The organism is Pseudoalteromonas luteoviolacea NCIMB 1942, from assembly GCF_001625595.1.
GTDB classification, from domain to species: domain Bacteria; phylum Pseudomonadota; class Gammaproteobacteria; order Enterobacterales; family Alteromonadaceae; genus Pseudoalteromonas; species Pseudoalteromonas luteoviolacea_A.
Genome location: NZ_AUXT01000179.1, coordinates 1 through 17,035, shown reverse-complemented (window position 1 = coordinate 17,035; position 17,035 = coordinate 1). Strand labels below are relative to the sequence as shown.

14 protein-coding genes and 1 pseudogene are annotated in these 17,035 nt (G+C 42.5%); 2 read left to right on the top strand and 13 right to left on the bottom strand.

The genetic code is table 11. From position 1 onward, the window contains the following. Positions 1-7: 7 nt before the first annotated feature. The 7 genes from N482_RS15460 to N482_RS15430 form a co-directional block, all read right to left on the bottom strand. The gene (locus tag N482_RS15460) at positions 8-598 is read right to left on the bottom strand and encodes a FlgO family outer membrane protein (protein WP_063377883.1); all 591 of its coding nucleotides are present in this window, start codon (positions 596-598) and stop codon (positions 8-10) included. 118 nt (positions 599-716) lie between these two features. Then, complete coding sequence (locus tag N482_RS15455) at positions 717-3,632, bottom strand: hypothetical protein (RefSeq protein WP_063377882.1); 2,916 nt, start codon at positions 3,630-3,632, stop codon at positions 717-719. Positions 3,633-3,649: 17 nt separating this feature from the next. Continuing rightward, positions 3,650-4,456 carry a molecular chaperone gene (locus N482_RS15450; RefSeq protein ID WP_081227982.1) on the bottom strand — a complete coding sequence of 269 codons (807 nt, stop codon included), beginning with the start codon at positions 4,454-4,456 and terminating at the stop codon, positions 3,650-3,652. Between the two features lie 6 nt (positions 4,457-4,462). After that, on the bottom strand, positions 4,463-4,948 hold the full coding sequence (locus N482_RS15445; protein ID WP_063377881.1) for a DUF4402 domain-containing protein: 486 nt from the start codon (positions 4,946-4,948) through the stop codon (positions 4,463-4,465). A 12-nt stretch (positions 4,949-4,960) separates the two neighbouring features. After that, positions 4,961-5,554, bottom strand: coding sequence for a DUF4402 domain-containing protein (locus N482_RS15440; RefSeq protein ID WP_063377880.1), 594 nt, complete (start codon positions 5,552-5,554; stop codon positions 4,961-4,963). Positions 5,555-5,715: 161 nt separating this feature from the next. Then, positions 5,716-6,339 carry a hypothetical protein gene (locus N482_RS15435; protein WP_063377879.1) on the bottom strand — a complete coding sequence of 208 codons (624 nt, stop codon included), beginning with the start codon at positions 6,337-6,339 and terminating at the stop codon, positions 5,716-5,718. A gap of 232 nt (positions 6,340-6,571) precedes the next feature. Further along, positions 6,572-7,423 carry a thymidylate synthase gene (locus N482_RS15430; protein WP_063377878.1) on the bottom strand — a complete coding sequence of 284 codons (852 nt, stop codon included), beginning with the start codon at positions 7,421-7,423 and terminating at the stop codon, positions 6,572-6,574. A gap of 242 nt (positions 7,424-7,665) precedes the next feature. On the opposite strand from N482_RS15430, the gene N482_RS15425 reads away from it, so the two are divergent. Then, a complete protein-coding gene (locus tag N482_RS15425) occupies positions 7,666-7,860 on the top strand; it encodes a hypothetical protein (protein WP_063377877.1) in 195 nt (64 codons plus the stop codon). Positions 7,861-7,909: 49 nt separating this feature from the next. Here the strand turns inward: N482_RS15425 and N482_RS15420 are convergent, their stop codons facing one another. The 6 genes from N482_RS15420 to N482_RS15395 form a co-directional block, all read right to left on the bottom strand. Continuing rightward, positions 7,910-11,059 (bottom strand): efflux RND transporter permease subunit, encoded by a 3,150-nt coding sequence (locus N482_RS15420; RefSeq protein ID WP_063377876.1) that lies wholly within the window; start codon positions 11,057-11,059, stop codon positions 7,910-7,912. A gap of 9 nt (positions 11,060-11,068) precedes the next feature. Next, positions 11,069-12,796, bottom strand: a complete 1,728-nt coding sequence (locus tag N482_RS15415; RefSeq protein ID WP_063377920.1) for an efflux RND transporter periplasmic adaptor subunit — start codon at positions 12,794-12,796, stop codon at positions 11,069-11,071. Positions 12,797-12,950: 154 nt separating this feature from the next. Beyond that, positions 12,951-13,439: a DUF411 domain-containing protein gene (locus N482_RS15410; protein ID WP_063377875.1), complete on the bottom strand. Its 489-nt coding sequence runs from the start codon at positions 13,437-13,439 to the stop codon at positions 12,951-12,953. A gap of 149 nt (positions 13,440-13,588) precedes the next feature. Further along, entirely contained in the window at positions 13,589-13,996 is a 408-nt protein-coding gene (locus tag N482_RS15405; RefSeq protein WP_155730608.1) for a hypothetical protein, read from the bottom strand. Positions 13,997-14,129: 133 nt separating this feature from the next. After that, on the bottom strand, positions 14,130-14,924 hold the full coding sequence (gene lgt / locus N482_RS15400; protein WP_063377873.1) for a prolipoprotein diacylglyceryl transferase: 795 nt from the start codon (positions 14,922-14,924) through the stop codon (positions 14,130-14,132). Between the two features lie 9 nt (positions 14,925-14,933). Next, positions 14,934-15,746 (bottom strand): sulfite exporter TauE/SafE family protein, encoded by an 813-nt coding sequence (locus N482_RS15395; RefSeq protein ID WP_419555042.1) that lies wholly within the window; start codon positions 15,744-15,746, stop codon positions 14,934-14,936. Positions 15,747-16,501: 755 nt separating this feature from the next. Between N482_RS15395 and N482_RS15390 the strand changes: the two are divergent. Beyond that, positions 16,502-17,035, top strand: a pseudogene (locus N482_RS15390) (hypothetical protein); the annotation flags it as partial.

Sequence of the window (17,035 nt, the reverse complement as noted above, 5' to 3'; positions counted from 1 at the left end):
TTCTCCGTCAATATTGGCCGCGATGAAGTAAACCATCACGCATTTGCACCTGCTCTTCTCCCCACAAAGTGGCTTTGGGCAAGCTAATGGACGCTGCTGACATCGTTTTATTATTTACCATATCAATCAAACGTGCATGTATCGTATAAGAATTGAAGCTTTCACTGACAGTACCGGTTAACACCAAGTCAAATTTATGTCGTTCTTTAAGCTTATCTATATCACGGCTAAGTATGTTATCGGCATCATCCGACAAACTTATAGCTTTTTGCATGCGAAACTCGACAACCTGCAAACCCATCTGTGTCATATATGTAATGAAGCTCTCTTGAACTTGATTACTCAGTCCTTCACCTTGACTGTGTACGGTGTCCATACCGAGCTTGCTGTCTTTATAAAAGCTGGTTATTGCAATTGATGCCCCCGGCTTTAAAGGTTTGCTGTACTGACTCAATTGAGTAGCTAACTCACCCACGTAACTATGCACAGTGCGCGCGGGTGGTGTATTTTTTGCTGTAGGTTGATTACTTTGATTCATTAACAGGCTGGAACTACATCCCGTCATCAAGCCAACCAACACCAATAATAAAATACGCATATTCTGCACCTCTCATTCAATATGACAGGAAATGCAAAAATCGAACCAAGTTCTCATATCAATAATTATATTGTTCGTGTGACATCAATTTCAGTTAGTATTGCTCGAGTGACTACTTTTAATAGTTGAGTGTGATTTCTTCTACTTCACAATTTATTTTTTTTCGCTTGAATGTCAGGCAAGCTTTTGCCGCTTTTTCAACATGCTCATAAAGTGAAAAACCCAGTAAATAGTCCTCACGCTGCCTGTCATACATATAAAAAGGTTTAGATTGGAACAACCCTGGTGACTTTTTTACTAGCATCAAGGCATAAGTTTTTAAAATGGGTAGGGAGTTAAACCTACCACCACTGGCAATAATACGCTCGCGTTGCTCTAGCTGCTCTACGGTTAAATCGACTTCCAACAGTACATCCCCCTCGTTGGATAGCTGAACTGCGACTTTGCCTCTTTGTGTAAACTCGTCATCTGATTGCTGTTTCACACGAGCTTCATAAAGACCTGGCCGGATATTGCTAAGTACATAATATCCATCAAATGCTGACTTAGCCTGTGCAACAACTTTATTGTCTTTATCTACCAGCTCTATTGTCGCGTAAGGTAGTGGTGAACTGCTACCATCCAGATGTTTTCTGTAGGTAACACCTTCTAGTTCTCCGGCATGTACAACCGGGTACTCCAAATATGTAATGAGTCCCCGACGCGGAGTCACCGAACGTCCGTCATGTGCCGGAATATAGAACGGATCTGGCAAAGTATCTATATCCAATCGAATATCTGTTCTGCGCTCTAGCGGCATATTGGTGAGTAAAGCAATGCCGTTATCATCAGTTTGTGCTTGCCCTAAACTTTGAACTGATTTAATTCTCACGCCCTGTAAAACTTCATCATTCTTATCAAAGACGGCATTGTTGTTATGATCTAAAAACACTTTGACAGCCACAGAACCTGTACTCGCGAGACGTTTGTCTGTAAAGAGTAGTATCTCTCTCGTATTGGGGTAACCTAAACTAAACTGAGTTGCGAAACCAAGTTGCCACTCTTCATTTTGCTGGTAGCTAAAGTCCCCGGTTAAACGGAGTCTGTCATTGTGCCAACTAAGCCCTACCCCTAGCTCATAGCCGTCATGTAACAACGACTTTGTATACTCCAACTCTACGTCAAGATCGGGTTGAATTGACTGACTTATTTGTATCTGATAATCCGTGAATTTCCGGCTCGGCTGTAGCTGATAGCCTATGTTAAAACGACCATAAGCTCGCCCCAGCCGCCCCTGCCAACGCAAACCACCAAATAACTCGGTCTCGTCATCCGTGTCGTGTTTAAAATAACTAAGTTGATTACTGAATGTGCCGGCTCGTGTCGCCATTGCCAGCAAGTTTGTCGCCATAAAACGATTTTGTTGCTGTGTTCTCTGCCAATTTAACGTATTTTGATAATTTAACCGCAAAGAGCCATAACTATAAAATTGGCCTGAAGCGCGCAAGTACAACTCCTGTGAGCGTACCTTAGATATACTTTGTGGTGTCAAAAATCGATTGCGATCATTAAAGGTCATACTCAGAGAGTGGCCATTCACCTCTGTTCTTCCCTGTAATTGAGTTAACTGATTGCCCTGTTCATCCCGGCTTAAGTCTACATTCAACAATCCTCTATTCCACATATCAAAGCTGACGCCCGTTGACAGTTGATATTGGTTAGCCTGACTTTCTAAGCCGTAGCGCACACCAGTGTAGACGGCAACATTCTCACTCAAACCATAATCATAACGAGATAGTAGATTCCAACCTGAGGTAGACAAATTAACGAGTTTATCATTAAGTAATGTGCTTCCAGTATCCACTATCGACATATCAAAATAATGCTCACCTGCTTTTATCGCATTGCCTGTCACATAATACGAGCGAACATCTTGTGCAATTTGCCCTTGTGGCCCGTACATCAAGATTTCAAATGCATTGCTGCCAAAATACAACTCTATATTGTCAAAATCATACAATCCCGATTGAATGTTCAGCTGCTGTGCAATCATCAACCCATTGTGGTATAGCTCAACATCCCAGCCTACTTGTACACCACCGCTGATCCTCACGATTTGACTATCAACCTCTTTATACACAGGCCTGTTTGTGACTCTCGCTCCCCGCGCATGGGTCGCCTGATAGTCTCTGCCAATATGAGTTCCTATGATATCACCAAACTCGAGTTGCGTGACTTCTAGCGGGCCCAAAGAAACGGCATCAGAATATGAGCGACTGGCTTGTAATCGACTTTGGCTTGCCAGATCCTGCTCACTACCCCGCACAAAATAATGGGTGTTCCAATAAGCGATATCTTGACTGCCTTGAACAACATAATCTAATTTCGTATCGTAGTCTGTTGCTTTAACTCCGAGTTGAAAATCTAGTAGTGGCGCACTCCACTTTTGATAAGGGCTCGGCTGCCATGGCAATATCGGCAATGGGTGGGTATTTTTCATAGAAAAAGTACGACTCTTTCGCGCAAGACGCTGCTCAATTGGCAACACCTTTGCACTGAGTACCTGTACTCTTAAATCTTGATAGTTGATAATAAACTTGAGATTAAACCACGATGCTAATAAATTTGCATCGACATAGGTTTCCCCTTCAAGTTGGCGCCACTGATAGTTATTAAAGTGCTCAACACGCCCTGCCACATGGGCTCGCTGTTTTTCTAGATCTAGTGAGAACGATTGTTTTGGGGCAATGAACCAACCCACATAATTAGTTGAAGCAGAAGTATTTTGTGCAGAAATGGCAAAATCTAAACTGGAAAAAAGACTTTGCAATTCAATCGCAGCACCGTGCTCTGTTTTAATGGCAAAAACTTCTGCTATGTATGCTTCATTTATATAGAGAGATAAAAGTAGATCTTCACCTACTGCAATTCGCGCTCCCCCAGCGTGTACCACACCGACTTTAAATGCCACTGGGGCGGCACGAAGATCAGTCACTTTGCCAGCGAGTAGACTAACCAATATCAACCAAACAAATACAGTATAAAAGTCGCGCAATACTGTCACACCTAAAATTAGGGCGTAAGAGCAAAAATCTTTTTAACAAATTCCTTGTCAACGTACTCTTGCTGACCTGTATAGATTACTTTGAGCTGACCTGCATTCTGCATTTTTTGCTCAGTCAGGACATTAAGTTCAACCGACGCACTTTCTACTTCAGGGTAAATTGCAAAATTATTTGCCACAGACACACGCTGCCAAGATTGTTCATCCCCCCCTTTCCAATACACTTGAACTTTGCCGAATGTACTGGCGTTCCCTAAGCGGTGCATTTTCAGCTTAATGACTTGTTTTCCCGAGCCACTCTCCACGATTTGGACATCACTTAAATTTACTTTTGGTACGGAGGTTTGCTTACGGTATAAAACGGGAATGCTATAACTCAGAATCATGTTTAGGTTAATTCCAATTGCTTTCGAGGTCACACTCTTCTCTGTTGGTAGCGCTTGAAAAAACAAGTGGGAGCGATACTCCCCCGGTGCCATTCCCTGTTTACGTCTCAGTGCTAATTTTACTAATTGCCTTTCACCGGGTGCTAAATGAATTTGCTTTGGCGTCATTCGAATTAATTGACTCAAACGCCAAGACCCCACTTCATCAGTAGTTAAATCTCTGTATCCACCGGTAGGCAAAGCGTATTTTTCCTTCCAACCCAATCGGTACGTTTTCTCTTCTTGGCTGTTATTAATCAAAAAAACCTTCGCTGTGCGCTGGCGTTCGTCAAATACAACTCGAGTAGGGGAGATCATCAAGCTTGCGTGGACAAAATTACTCACCAGGCCAATTATCAACAGACCAATAACTAAAAACAGATTCTTCATAAATGACTAATAACTCACTTCTATGCTTGCCCAAACTCGGTATGTGCCATCTGGATATTGACTGGGGCTGCTTTTTATCTCTATCGTGCCACCCACCTCAAATTGTGCGTTACCAAGCGTATCACTATACACTCGGTCCACATGTTCCAAGTGAATTAGATTAATACCCGAGATGGCTAAATTACTGTGAGACATTTGAGGGGTAATGATATTGGTGCTTATAGCAATATTTGTTTGCGCAGGTAGAGCCGACAATACAATGCTTGCAGTATGTGCACCCGACACCAGATGCACCGGCCCATTGGTTGTGCTTTGCCCGTTGGCTCGCATTTGTACACGGCCAACTTCAGCATGATTTGAGATTAAAACAGTGCCAAAATTTAAAGGCCGTTCAACAACAACGCTCGCATAGCTATAGAAACTAGGTGCAACCAACAATGCAATGAACGCGGCTAATGTATTGAAACTTCCTTTACGTATGGCATGTTTCAAACCAGCAATAACCTAGTAACTCACTTCGATGGTAAAAGTGCCGCTATAGCTACCATCTAAGTAATTGGCAGTGCCGCCAGTGGTCGTTTTAAGTGTCGCACCAATGTTGAAAAGTGCTTCACCTTTGTCATCCACCTGAATTTTATTACCCGCAACGTCTTGTTTGCTCAGCGCACCAGTTTCGATGTAGTAGGTAAAAGAGTCCATCTTAAAACCCGCAGCATTAGGGTTTCCACCCGCTAAGACAATATCTGTTTCCGCAGGTTCTGTAATATTCAACGTTGCAAAAGGGACGACTCCAGAGATCTTAAACTGCGCAGGCGCCCCAGCTTCTAAAATAGAGATTTCTGCATTGCTGATATTAGTAGACGTTACACTGGCTGCTTTGCCGGTATCGGCTGGGATTACCAAAGTCGCTGTATCAGAGCCTGTGGTGTCTGCTTTCGCTCGGATTGTGCCAAATAACAGATCTGACTGCTTCTCTAATTCAAACGCATTTTTTACAGTTACTTTCGCTTCAAATGTTCTTTGCTCACCCGCGTGAGAGGTAAACGTCACCGCAGTTAGAGCGGTCACAAGGGCTATTTTTCTAGTCTTGTTTTTCATTGTGTTATCCTTTTAAAACCACTGTGGAAGAAGTTGTGATTAAGAAATACTTCTCTTGCCAAATAAATAAGAGCATAAACTCTAAAAAATACCCAAAGCTCCTTCTTTGATTCCAACACAGCTTATCCAGCCATACTCGGAGAATTTAATTTACACGCGTTCTATAAATAGGTACATCTTTTTGCGATATTTACCATCGCTTTGCAAAATACTTTAGCCTCTTCTATTGAGGTAAAACCTTTTGCAGTTACATAGTAAAGATATTGCTGATCGCTCGGTTCAATCATTTGAGCATGCACGGAGTTAAATACAAGGTGGTATTGCTGCTTAACCTTATTTAGTCGCTTATCAATATGTTCAACCTGACGTAAAGCGCGTTCACGTTTCATATGAATGCCCAGCACTAAATCTGGGGTCGTCACGTCCGCTTCAATCACTCGGTTTGAAGTCACTGCTGTCTGCGAATCATTTAACTGGGGCTCAATACTATCTGTTGCCGTATGAATTGTCGTTTCTTGCGTTGGACTAAGGTGATTTTGCACTGTCTCCACTTCAGCCTCCACTGATAAAATGGCAAGTAGCTGATTTAAGTCCCCCTCCATTTGCGCAAGGCGTTCAATACTCGCTTTATTTTTGTCATATGAGGCAATCATACTTTTATGCGCATGTATTGCTTCTTGCTGTGCTATTTTTTCTTCTAGTGAAAGTTCCGTGTTTGCACAGCCAAATAATCCCAACAAAGGTAATACTGACAATAATTTTTTTGGCCACAAAGTGGTAGGCATACTGCAAGACCCAAACTAAATTAACTAATATGACATTTCCGTCCTAACATAGGCCTTTAGACTGACTAAAAAATACTTAATTGTCCACAAAAAAGGATAAAACCCCTACCTTTTGTTCAAAAAACAATCTGCAAGTATGTTTTTGAGGGGAATACAGCACACTATATTTGTATTTATTGCAGGAACTATCGAGATCAAAAAAGCAGCACTCTGTGCTGCTTTTTTGAATTCTTTATACGGAGAATGGGTATTGAATCGCATCGTGGTGTTGGTAGTTAGTCACTTCAAAGTCATCCAAAGTTACCCACGTTTCCAAGTCTTCAAATGTCTTTATATCAGGGTTAATATGTAACTGAGGCGATTCAAATGGTGCGCGTTTTAATTGTACATCACGCATTAATTCCAGTTGGTCTTCATAAATATGTGCATTAACGATCTTATGAAACGCCTTGCCCGGTTTAAGTCCGGTAATTTGTGCAACTAGCTTTAACAAAGTAAATACTTGAATCGCATTGAAGTTACCGCCTAAAGGCACATCTTGGCTACGCTGATAACTATTTAGATATAACACACCATCTAGAATCGAAAATTGATGCTGGAACATACAAGGGCGTAAACAACCAAGATGAAAAGAACCAGGGTGATAGAAGGTAATTATCTCACCTCTGTTATCGATACCCTGAGACAAGTCATCAATCACTTGCTTGACAAGATCCACACTGCCACCGTCAGGTTTGGGGTAGTTTCTGGCGACTGCGCCATATACAAACCCCATATCATCTTCACCTTTTCGATTTGGATTGTTTAACCAGTCTTGGTTGTCATTTGCATTGGCGTTCCAAGTGTTACAACCAATCTCTCTGAATTGTGCAGCACTGTCATAACCACGCAGATAACCAAGTAATTCCGCAATCGCAGCTTTCCAATAACTTTTTCGTGTGGTCACTAGTGGGAATTCATTTTTATCAACATGATAGGTAAGGTCGGCATTAATCACGGTGAGACATCTTTTACCAGTTCTAGTGTTCTCTACCCATTTACCCTCGTCTACGATACGCTGGCATAAGTCCAAGTATTGCTTCATTTATGTAACCCTATCACTAAACTAAACTGTACTGAGCGCTATCATACACTGCCTCTGTGAGTGACACCATCATTGTCCGCATGTGTTTATTTAAAGTAAATTTGAATTCAACTTTTCCACCTCATTTCAACTTTTACTTTTAGAATATAAAATTCCAAACAAAGAAATAAAAACAGTTAACACATTCAAAAACAACTGATAGGTTAATTTAGGAACTATTATCAAGCCATAAGGAAAATAAAGTGAAGTTATCAATCAAGAGAAATACCCTAAAGCACCTTTCTAACGACAAAAAAATGGATTTGGAAATGACCAAGCGCATTGCTGGTGGGCAGCCCGACATGTGTCCCACATTCGGCAATGCGGCTTGCATCGCTGCTGAAAACAATAGTGGCTGCTTTAGCGCTCGCGAGCAAGATTGCCCAGCTGAGTTTTAAAATTGAGATCAGAAGCAATGCCATATTGGCATTGCTTCTTTAATTTGACTTACTTTTCTGAAGTTAAAACTCGATTGAACCGTGCCACTTCACCACGTTTAAGTAAGTTATATACTGCGGGTAACACAATGAGCGTGAGTAAAACCGCACTACTCATGCCCCCGACCATAGGCGCGGCAATTCGACTCATAACCTCAGAGCCAGCTCCCGTCCCATAAAGAATGGGCAATAAGCCAATAATAATCGTGGCAACAGTCATCATCACTGGCCTTACACGTAAACCAGCGCCATCCACCAGGGCTTGGTTATATTGCGCCATTGATATAGGCGTAAATGTACTTTGGGCCCGATACTTTAACTCGCTCAAAGCTTGATTCAGATACACCAACATAATAACGCCGATTTCGACCGCTACGCCTGCTAAAGCAATAAATCCAACCCCCGCAGCCACCGAAAAATTAAACCCTTCTATATACATTAACCACAATCCACCTATCAACGCCACAGGTAGCGTAACGATGATGACGGCAACCTCACTGATAGCTCTAAAATTCATATAGAGCAGTATTACGATGATAGCCAAAGTGAGTGGCAGCACATAAGAGAGCTTTTCTTTTGCTCTTTCCATGTACTCATATTGACCTGCCCAAGTAATGGAATACCCCGTAGGCAGCTCAAGCTCTGATGCCAAGTAAGCTTTTGCATCGTTTACATAGCTGCCAATATCAACTCCTTCTATATCAATAAACGTCCACCCATTTATACGCGCATTTTCGCTCTTTATGCCTGGAGGGCCATTTTCGATGTATACATTCGCGACGTCTCCCAAAGCGATACGCTGTCCTGAAGGAGTGATCACCGGTAACCTCGCCAGTTGCTCAGGTGAATCTCGATAGTCTTGCGGATACCTCAGGTTAACGGGGTAGCGCTCTTGTCCTTCAACCGTTTGAGTCACATTCATCCCACCAATTGCTGTAGACACAACTTGCTGCACGTCCGCAATATTTAAACCAAAGCGGCTTGCTTTCTTTCGAGAAATATCCACTTTAATATAGCGTCCACCAGCAACACGCTCGGAGTACACTGATGCTGTCCCTTTAACGTTTGGTAAAATACGCTCAATGTGCTGACCAATTTCTTGAATTACATCTAAATCAGGACCAGCGACTTTAATACCAACAGGCGTTTTTATGCCTGTAGCCAGCATATCTATCCGTGTTTTTATAGGCATTACCCAAGCATTGGTTACACCGGGAAATTTCACCAATTGATCTAATTCGGCTTTTAGACTTTCGGTCGTCACACCATCTCGCCACTGCGATCGAGGTTTGAGCTGGATAAAGGTTTCTATCATCGTCAATGGCGCGGGATCCGTCGCCGTCTCTGCCCGTCCAACTTTACCAAATACATTTTCAACCTCCGGCACTGTGCGTATCAGTTTATCCGTTTGCTGCAACAGCTCTCGTGCCTTGCCGATTGAAATGCCAGGGTAAGTGGTAGGCATATACATCAGATCCCCCTCATCTAATGGTGGGATAAACTCACTGCCAATTTTGTTGACGGGGTAAAAGCCCACGATGGTAATCAATGATGCTGCTGCAATCGTAATTTTAGGAAACCGCATCACTTGCCTGAGCACAGGTATGTAAAGGGCAATTAAAAATTTATTAAGAGGGTTCGTATCTTGTGACACCACTTTGCCGCGGATGAAATACCCCATCAAAACAGGCACCAAAGTAATCGCAAGCCCTGCTGAAGCGGCCATGGCATAGGTTTTCGTATAAGCCAATGGTGCAAACATTCTGCCCTCTTGCGCTTCCAATATAAATACCGGTAAAAACGACACTGTGATAATTAACAAACTGAAAAATAGCGGGGGGCCCACTTCAGAAGCCGCCTTTGCCACTATCTGCCAACGGTTTTCATCTGTTAATGGCGTTTTTTCCATGTGCTTATGCATGTTTTCTATCATAACAATCGCACCATCTGTCATCGCACCGATCGCAATTGCAATACCACCAAGAGACATGATATTGGCATTGATGCCTTGCAAGTTCATAATAATAAAAGAGGCTAAGATCCCAAGCGGCAATGTCACGACAGCCACAATTGATGAACGTAGATGAAATAAAAACGCCACGCAAACCAAAGCAACCACGGCCAACTCTTCAAGCAGTTTACTCCATAAATTATCGACAGCCCTTTCAATAAGTTGAGAGCGATCGTACACAGGAACTACTTCCACACCCGCAGGCAGTGAATTTTGAAGTGACGCAAGCTTTTCTTTAACCCCTTCAATTGTCTGCTGCGCATTCTCGCCAAAGCGCATCACCACGATGCCCCCCACGACTTCACCTTGACCGTTCAGTTCTGCGAGCCCTCGCCGCATTTGTGGTCCTATTTGTACATTTGCTACATCACCTATCGTTAAAGGCGTCCCTTTGCTATTGACGCCAAGTGGGATCGCTTCAATATCTTCAATCGATTGGATATATCCCGTCGCGGTCACCATGTACTCGGCTTCCGCCATTTCGACCACCGAAGCCCCCGTTTCTTTATTGCCTTGTTTTAAAGCCACTTCAATCAGGCTGAGAGGTACATCGTAGGCTCGAAGCTTATCAGGATTAACTTCTACTTGGTATTGCTTAACCATTCCGCCCACCGCAGCAACCTCAGAAACACCAGCAACAGCTTGCAATTCATATTTTAAAAACCAGTCTTGAATACTGCGCAGCTGACTAATATCGTGCTGACCGGTTCGATCTGTTAACGCATAGATATAAACCCAACCCACACCGGTAGCATCTGGCCCCAGCTGTGGCTTTGCCGTTTCAGGTAAACTTGCAGAAACTTGGCTCAAATACTCTAAAACTCGACTACGTGCCCAATACAAATCGGTGTCGTCATCAAAAATAATATAGACGTATGAGTCTCCAAAAAAAGAGAAACCCCGCACGGTTCTTGCGCCTGGCACCGAAAGCATTGCCGTCGTCAATGGAAATGTTACTTGATCTTGTACAACTTGAGGTGCTTGACCTGGATAGCTTGTTTTGACAATCACTTGTACGTCAGACAAATCAGGGATAGCGTCAACGGGGGTATTTTTAAGCGAATACACGCCACCTATTGCCACCATTGCCGTAACCAGCAAAACAAAAAAGCGATTGACCAGTGACCACCTAATGATAGATTCAATCATTCTGGCTCCTTAATGATGGCCGTGGCTGTGATGTGCTTCATCGCCAGCCTGTTGCAACATGATCTCTGTCACCACTAAGTTTTCCCTAACTTCAAAGGTAAATTTGACAGCATCGCCTGTTTTGAACTGTTGAAGCTCAACACCCTTTGCTACAACAAAATCCATCGTAGCGGCCTGACGATTCCATTTCTCGATTGCTTCACGGCTGATGTTTAATACCCGCGCATCAATATCAACTTGATTGATCACGCCACGTACCGTAGCACTCGGAAATGACGGTTCAGAAACAATATGGATTTCAGAGACCAAATACTCTCCGGAGCCTGACTGTATGACTTTAAAATGCAGTGCCTGACCCGCTTTGAGTGCCTCTATGTCAACACTGTCAGCAATGCCAAAGTCCATCGTCATTTCTGGCCAGTTCCATGCCGCTACAGGGTCATGCGTAATATTGGCAATCCGTTGTTGTCGCTGTATCTCATTGACCCTACCTTGCATCCATGCAAAAGTGGGCGTTTCGCCTACATTCATGCGCTTAAAATCGGAGTTTTTACTTGATTCTGAGTCAATTAAAAATTGAGCAGAAGTCACAATTTCATCTCCTGCTGCGAGCCCATCTAATACTTCAATGTACTCACTGGTTACACGCCCGATGACAATCTCGACAGACTTAAACTGGCCATTACCAACAACGAGTACTACTCTGTCCTGTTGGCCCGTGCGGATCACCGCTTCTTTAGGTACCGTTACTACCTCATCGACGGGGTCGCTATGGATAGAAATTTGCGCAAACATATTTGGTTTTAATGCCAAGTCTTTATTGTTAAACCTCAACCTAACTCGCAGTGTTCGATTTTGGGCATCAAGGCTTGGATAGACATAGTCCACTTCACCTTGCCAAGTTTTGCCCGGTAAATAGTCCAATTTCATCGTCACGGGCAAACCAGCTTTCACTAAGGCTGCTTCTCGTTCAAATACTTCAGCCTCAACCCACACTTGCTGCAACTCACCGATGCTCATCATTGTTGTATCAGGTTGAACGTAAAACCCTTCTCGAATATTTAAATTTTCTACTACACCAGATTGCGGCGCGTAAAAAGTCACGGTTTGACTGACTTCTTTCGTCTGCACCAAGTGCTCTATGAATTTGGGTGACATTTTCAGCGCCTTCAAACGCTTGCGCGCAGCGCTAATAAGTTGTTGATCAGATTGTTTTAAAGCTACCAACACCTCTTTTTGTGCATTCACAAGCTCAGGTGAATACAGTTCATATAGCGGTTGACCCTGCTCCACTCTCTCTCCCATCGACTTGATGTACAACTTGTCTATCCAACCTTCTACTCGCGGGTGAATGTGCACTAACTTATCTTCATCATAGCCAACGTAACCTACCGTGGTTATCTCTGTATGTATGCGCATGCTTTTAACAAGTGCAGTTCTTACCCCCAAATTATTCTCAACATGGGGGGAAATTGTTACAACTCCAGGACCTGAGCCTTCATTAACTTGCGGTTTCTCGTATACAGGGACGAGATCCATACCCATTGGCGATTTTCCAGGTTTATCACGGCGGTAATTGGCATCCATTGGCGCCACCCAATAAAGTGGTTTTTTCTCTTCAGCGGCTTTGTTTTCGCTTGATTTTTCACTGCTATAGAAAGTGTAGAGGTTAACCAAACCACCGCCGACAAGTGCGCCCACAAGTAACCCTAGGAGGTGTTTTTTAATCGACAACATCATAGTGCGATACTCCTTCTATTTCGCATGGCATAATATACACAATCCAAAAAGCCTGCCCTTGTTAGGGCGCTTGCACTTAACCCGAAATGGCATAAGAACAAAAGACTGGGCACACCCATAATTGCTTTAGAACTCACTAGATAAACGCTCATCAGAATTGCTCCTCATATCGCTTAACTTCTGCAAATACTGTGTGGCTGCCATCTGGCATTAACAACAAAACTTGATAGGGATGAAAACGCTTGCCAACCTCCATACCAGGTGAGCCCAGCGGCATTGAAGGCACAGATAAACCGATTGCCCCTTTGATTGGAGCCTTTAAAAACTGCTTAATAAACTTTGCTGGCACATGGCCTTCAAACACATACCCATGCTCACTAACACCAGTATGGCAAGACTGGTATCTTGGTAAAATATTCAAACGCTTTTTGGTTGCACTCAGATCTGCTAAGTCAATGGCTTGATGAAATACGCCTTGGTCCTCAAGGTGCTTCAGCCACTTCCCGCAACAACCACAAGTAGGCGTTTTATAAATTTTTAAAACAGATAGCGCTGAGCTATGCTCGGCATAGGAATAACTATGAAAAATCAACCCAGCGGCAAAGACCCCCCACTGGAGTACTAATCTAAAATATTGCATTCTGACACTCTTACAATTTATATCATTGTTGGACCATCTGCAGGCACGCTTAAATAATAACTAACACACTTCAAAATCTTGAAGCAAACAAACATGACCTTGATGGATTAATAACCAAAAACCCAAATATTGGGCATAATAAGCCTGTGTTAGGCCAGAATGGGGGGTTTATAAACGAAGTTTACGGTACTTTGTGGGGTCCCAGTGGGACTTGGAAGTGGTTTATCAGCCAACCCGCTTCGGCTATATAGCAAGTTGGCACCACCAACATAAAGCGAGAAAGGTGCGCACATGCTAGTTGGGCAACTACATTCCGTTTTGCAGCAATCCATATCACCGTGCATCGACATTGGCATGTGGTTGTTTGATGTTGCCATATGCTTATGGCCGTGACTTTCAGTTTCCATATTCATAGACACATGCCCCGACGGCATGGTGTGTGAACAAACCATTGCAGCTTTAGCGGTTGGCTGCACAATAAACATCACCATAACAACCGCCATCAGCATAAACTGAACAGCAATAGTGGTAAGTTTTGATGTGCGAGATGTTTTCACGGTAATTTATGAATCAACTGATAGCTAATGTTCGATACTATAACGCCAAATGACGGCTTAGCAAAGTTACAATCAAAAAGAGTGACTTTTGAGTCACTCTTTTTTGGGTTTAGTGGAGGTTAATAGTACCGCGCTAAGCTGTACGCACAGCCTCTCGACGGTGCGCCCAAATCATCAGGCCTAATCCACCAATAATCATCGGCAGTGATAAAATTTGCCCTTGTGATATCACACCTGCATACAGCCCAATATGCGCATCAGGTTCACGGAAATACTCTATCGCAAACCTAAAGCTACCGTAACCTAGCAAAAATAGACCTGCAATACTGCCCGCTGGGCGAGGCTGTTTGCGGTACCAAACCAAGATTAAGAATAGCACTAGGCCTTCAAAAAAAGCTTCGTATAATTGAGAAGGGTGCCTGGGCACATCGCCACCGGTTGGGAATATAATTGCCCACGGTACATCCGTTTGACGCCCCCAAAGTTCGCCATTTATAAAGTTGCCAATTCTGCCCGCAAGAAGACCAACTGGTACCATTGGCACGACAAAATCCCCGACTGATAGCGGTGACTTGTTAGTTCGCCAAGCAAATACAAAAATAGCCGTAATTACACCAAGCGCACCGCCGTGGAATGACATGCCGCCTTCCCATACTTTGAACAAGGTAATAGGGTCCGCCAAAAATTTATTGAAGTTATAAAAGAGTACGTAGCCTATGCGTCCACCTAAAATAACCCCAAGCATGCCGTAAAACAGTAAATCACTGACCTGCTCTTTGGTCCACCCTGAGTTGGGCTTTTCTGACTCTTTATTTGCCCACCACATAGCAAATGCAAAGCCAATCAGGTACATCAAACCGTACCAACGTACACTTAACGGTCCAATTGAAAAAATAATTGGATCTATTTCTGGAAACTGCAAAGCCATCGCTTTCCCTCAATAAAATAACATTTTGCCTGCAATCACTACCAATATGAATGCAAACACCTTTTTAATTGTTGCCACAGGCAGGTACTGTGTCGCTTTTGCGCCTAAGGGCGCAGTAAACCACGAAGTCAACACAATGCCAAACAGCGCTGGCAAATAAACGTAACCAGCAAAACCTTGTTGTAATGAGAGTTTCTCACTGCCCGAAACAATATACCCAATGCTGCCAAATAAGGCGATCACTATGCCACTGACCGTGGCACAGCCAATCGCCTTTCGCATGTCCACTGAAAAAAAGCATAGTAACGGGACAATTAATACACCGCCACCAATGCCAATCATGGCACTCAGCGCTCCCATAATACTTGTTATAACACTTATAAACGGGCCACCCGGCAATGCTCTTTGTTTAGCGTTGTCGCCACGCTTACTGGAAATCACCATATTAATTGCTATTAGAACAACGCACACTAAAAAAATCCACTTGATGACTAAAGCAGGAATTAATGTTGTTAAAAAACCACTTATCAAAGCCCCCATTGCGACGCCACTCATCACCCAAGGGGCTATGTGCCAAGGAATATTATTATTGCGATGATGGGCTAACGCTGATGAAGTCGAGGTAAATAAAATTGACGCTAATGATGTTGCAATGGCAACCACAATGACTTGCTCTGCAGGTAAAATTGAAAAGCCTATTAAAATTGCGGACAACATCGGAACGATAATTAATCCACCACCAATACCAAGTAACCCAGCCAAAAAGCCAACGGCACAACCTAGCAAGGCACAACTCAAAATTAATGATGTGCTGAAAAGCATAAGGACACTCATCGTTTTAGTTGTCGCTATGTTAACTCATATGATTTCCTGCTGCACCTCAATCTTAAAAAGTACGCACGTCCCGATGTTGCTATTTGCCGATGCTATTAATCAGCTTAATGCAGATGTTCAAACCCGAAGTACTAATCATTGACTGATTGATTTTTATTAGTCAGTGCAAAAATAGTACAAGCTTGACTGCGTAATTCTAAAACCCTATTTCGTGATAACGCAGCTTTTCTACGCAAAAACTTATGTAATTAGCGTTTCAATATGCCTGCACTCACAACAAAGCTGTACTTTAAATCTACTTTTAGCAACCTCTAAACACATAAAAGTATAATAAAAGTGCCTTTAACCATGAAAAAAACAAAAAATACAAAACAAAATATTAAGAAATAAATAAAATAACAAATTAATAAAAAACCATAACCTCACCTTTTATAATGACAATAAAAGAAAATATAAAAATAAAACCCGACTTTATAAACACACAAATTTAATCAAAAACTCCTTTATTGCACTAAAAAAATAAAGTTGATAGATTCTGCACCGCCGCTCTAGACATTGTAAATAAATAACACTTATAAATACACAAATGGGAAAATGCAAAACAAATAACATTCTATATTTTAAAATTAAAGAAATAACAACAAGGGTGTGGAACTTTACTAAAAATGGTAACAATGTACATTTTTTCACATTACAATACTCTACTTTATATTATAAAATACCAATATAAATTAATAATTAACGTGAAAAATAAACGCTATTTAATAGCTTTAGCATTCTCTTCAATTGCAGCTTCTGCGAGTGCAGTAGCGGTAGTTCAGTACGAGAGTTGTAATGCTATTCTAGCCGGCGGAGTGCTTGATACTTACGAACAAACGATGAATTTTGAATCAAAAATCGCGCTTAAAAAGTGGGTTTGTAGCTCTGAGTTCAGCTCAGGTAGCTCTGGTGGTGACTTAGCACTTGATGTTATTGGAATTTTTTCTATCGGTGGTGGCGGCGGTAACGTTAAAGAATGGAAAAGAGAGCATTGTTCTCAAGATGACCAATCTTATGAGGGAAGTAAGTCGTCTCACGCCTTAATTCAAAAGGCTAATGACACAATCGTTAACGCTTGGTCCCAGTGTATGCAAAACAAGAATCGTAACAACCTATCTTGTTATGCGAAAGAAACTCATGACTCTTTATTAATGAGTATCGACCTAAATGGCATCGGCAATATCGTAAATACGGACATAGTTGGTACAAATATGACCGGAGGGCGTTCAAAATTCTGT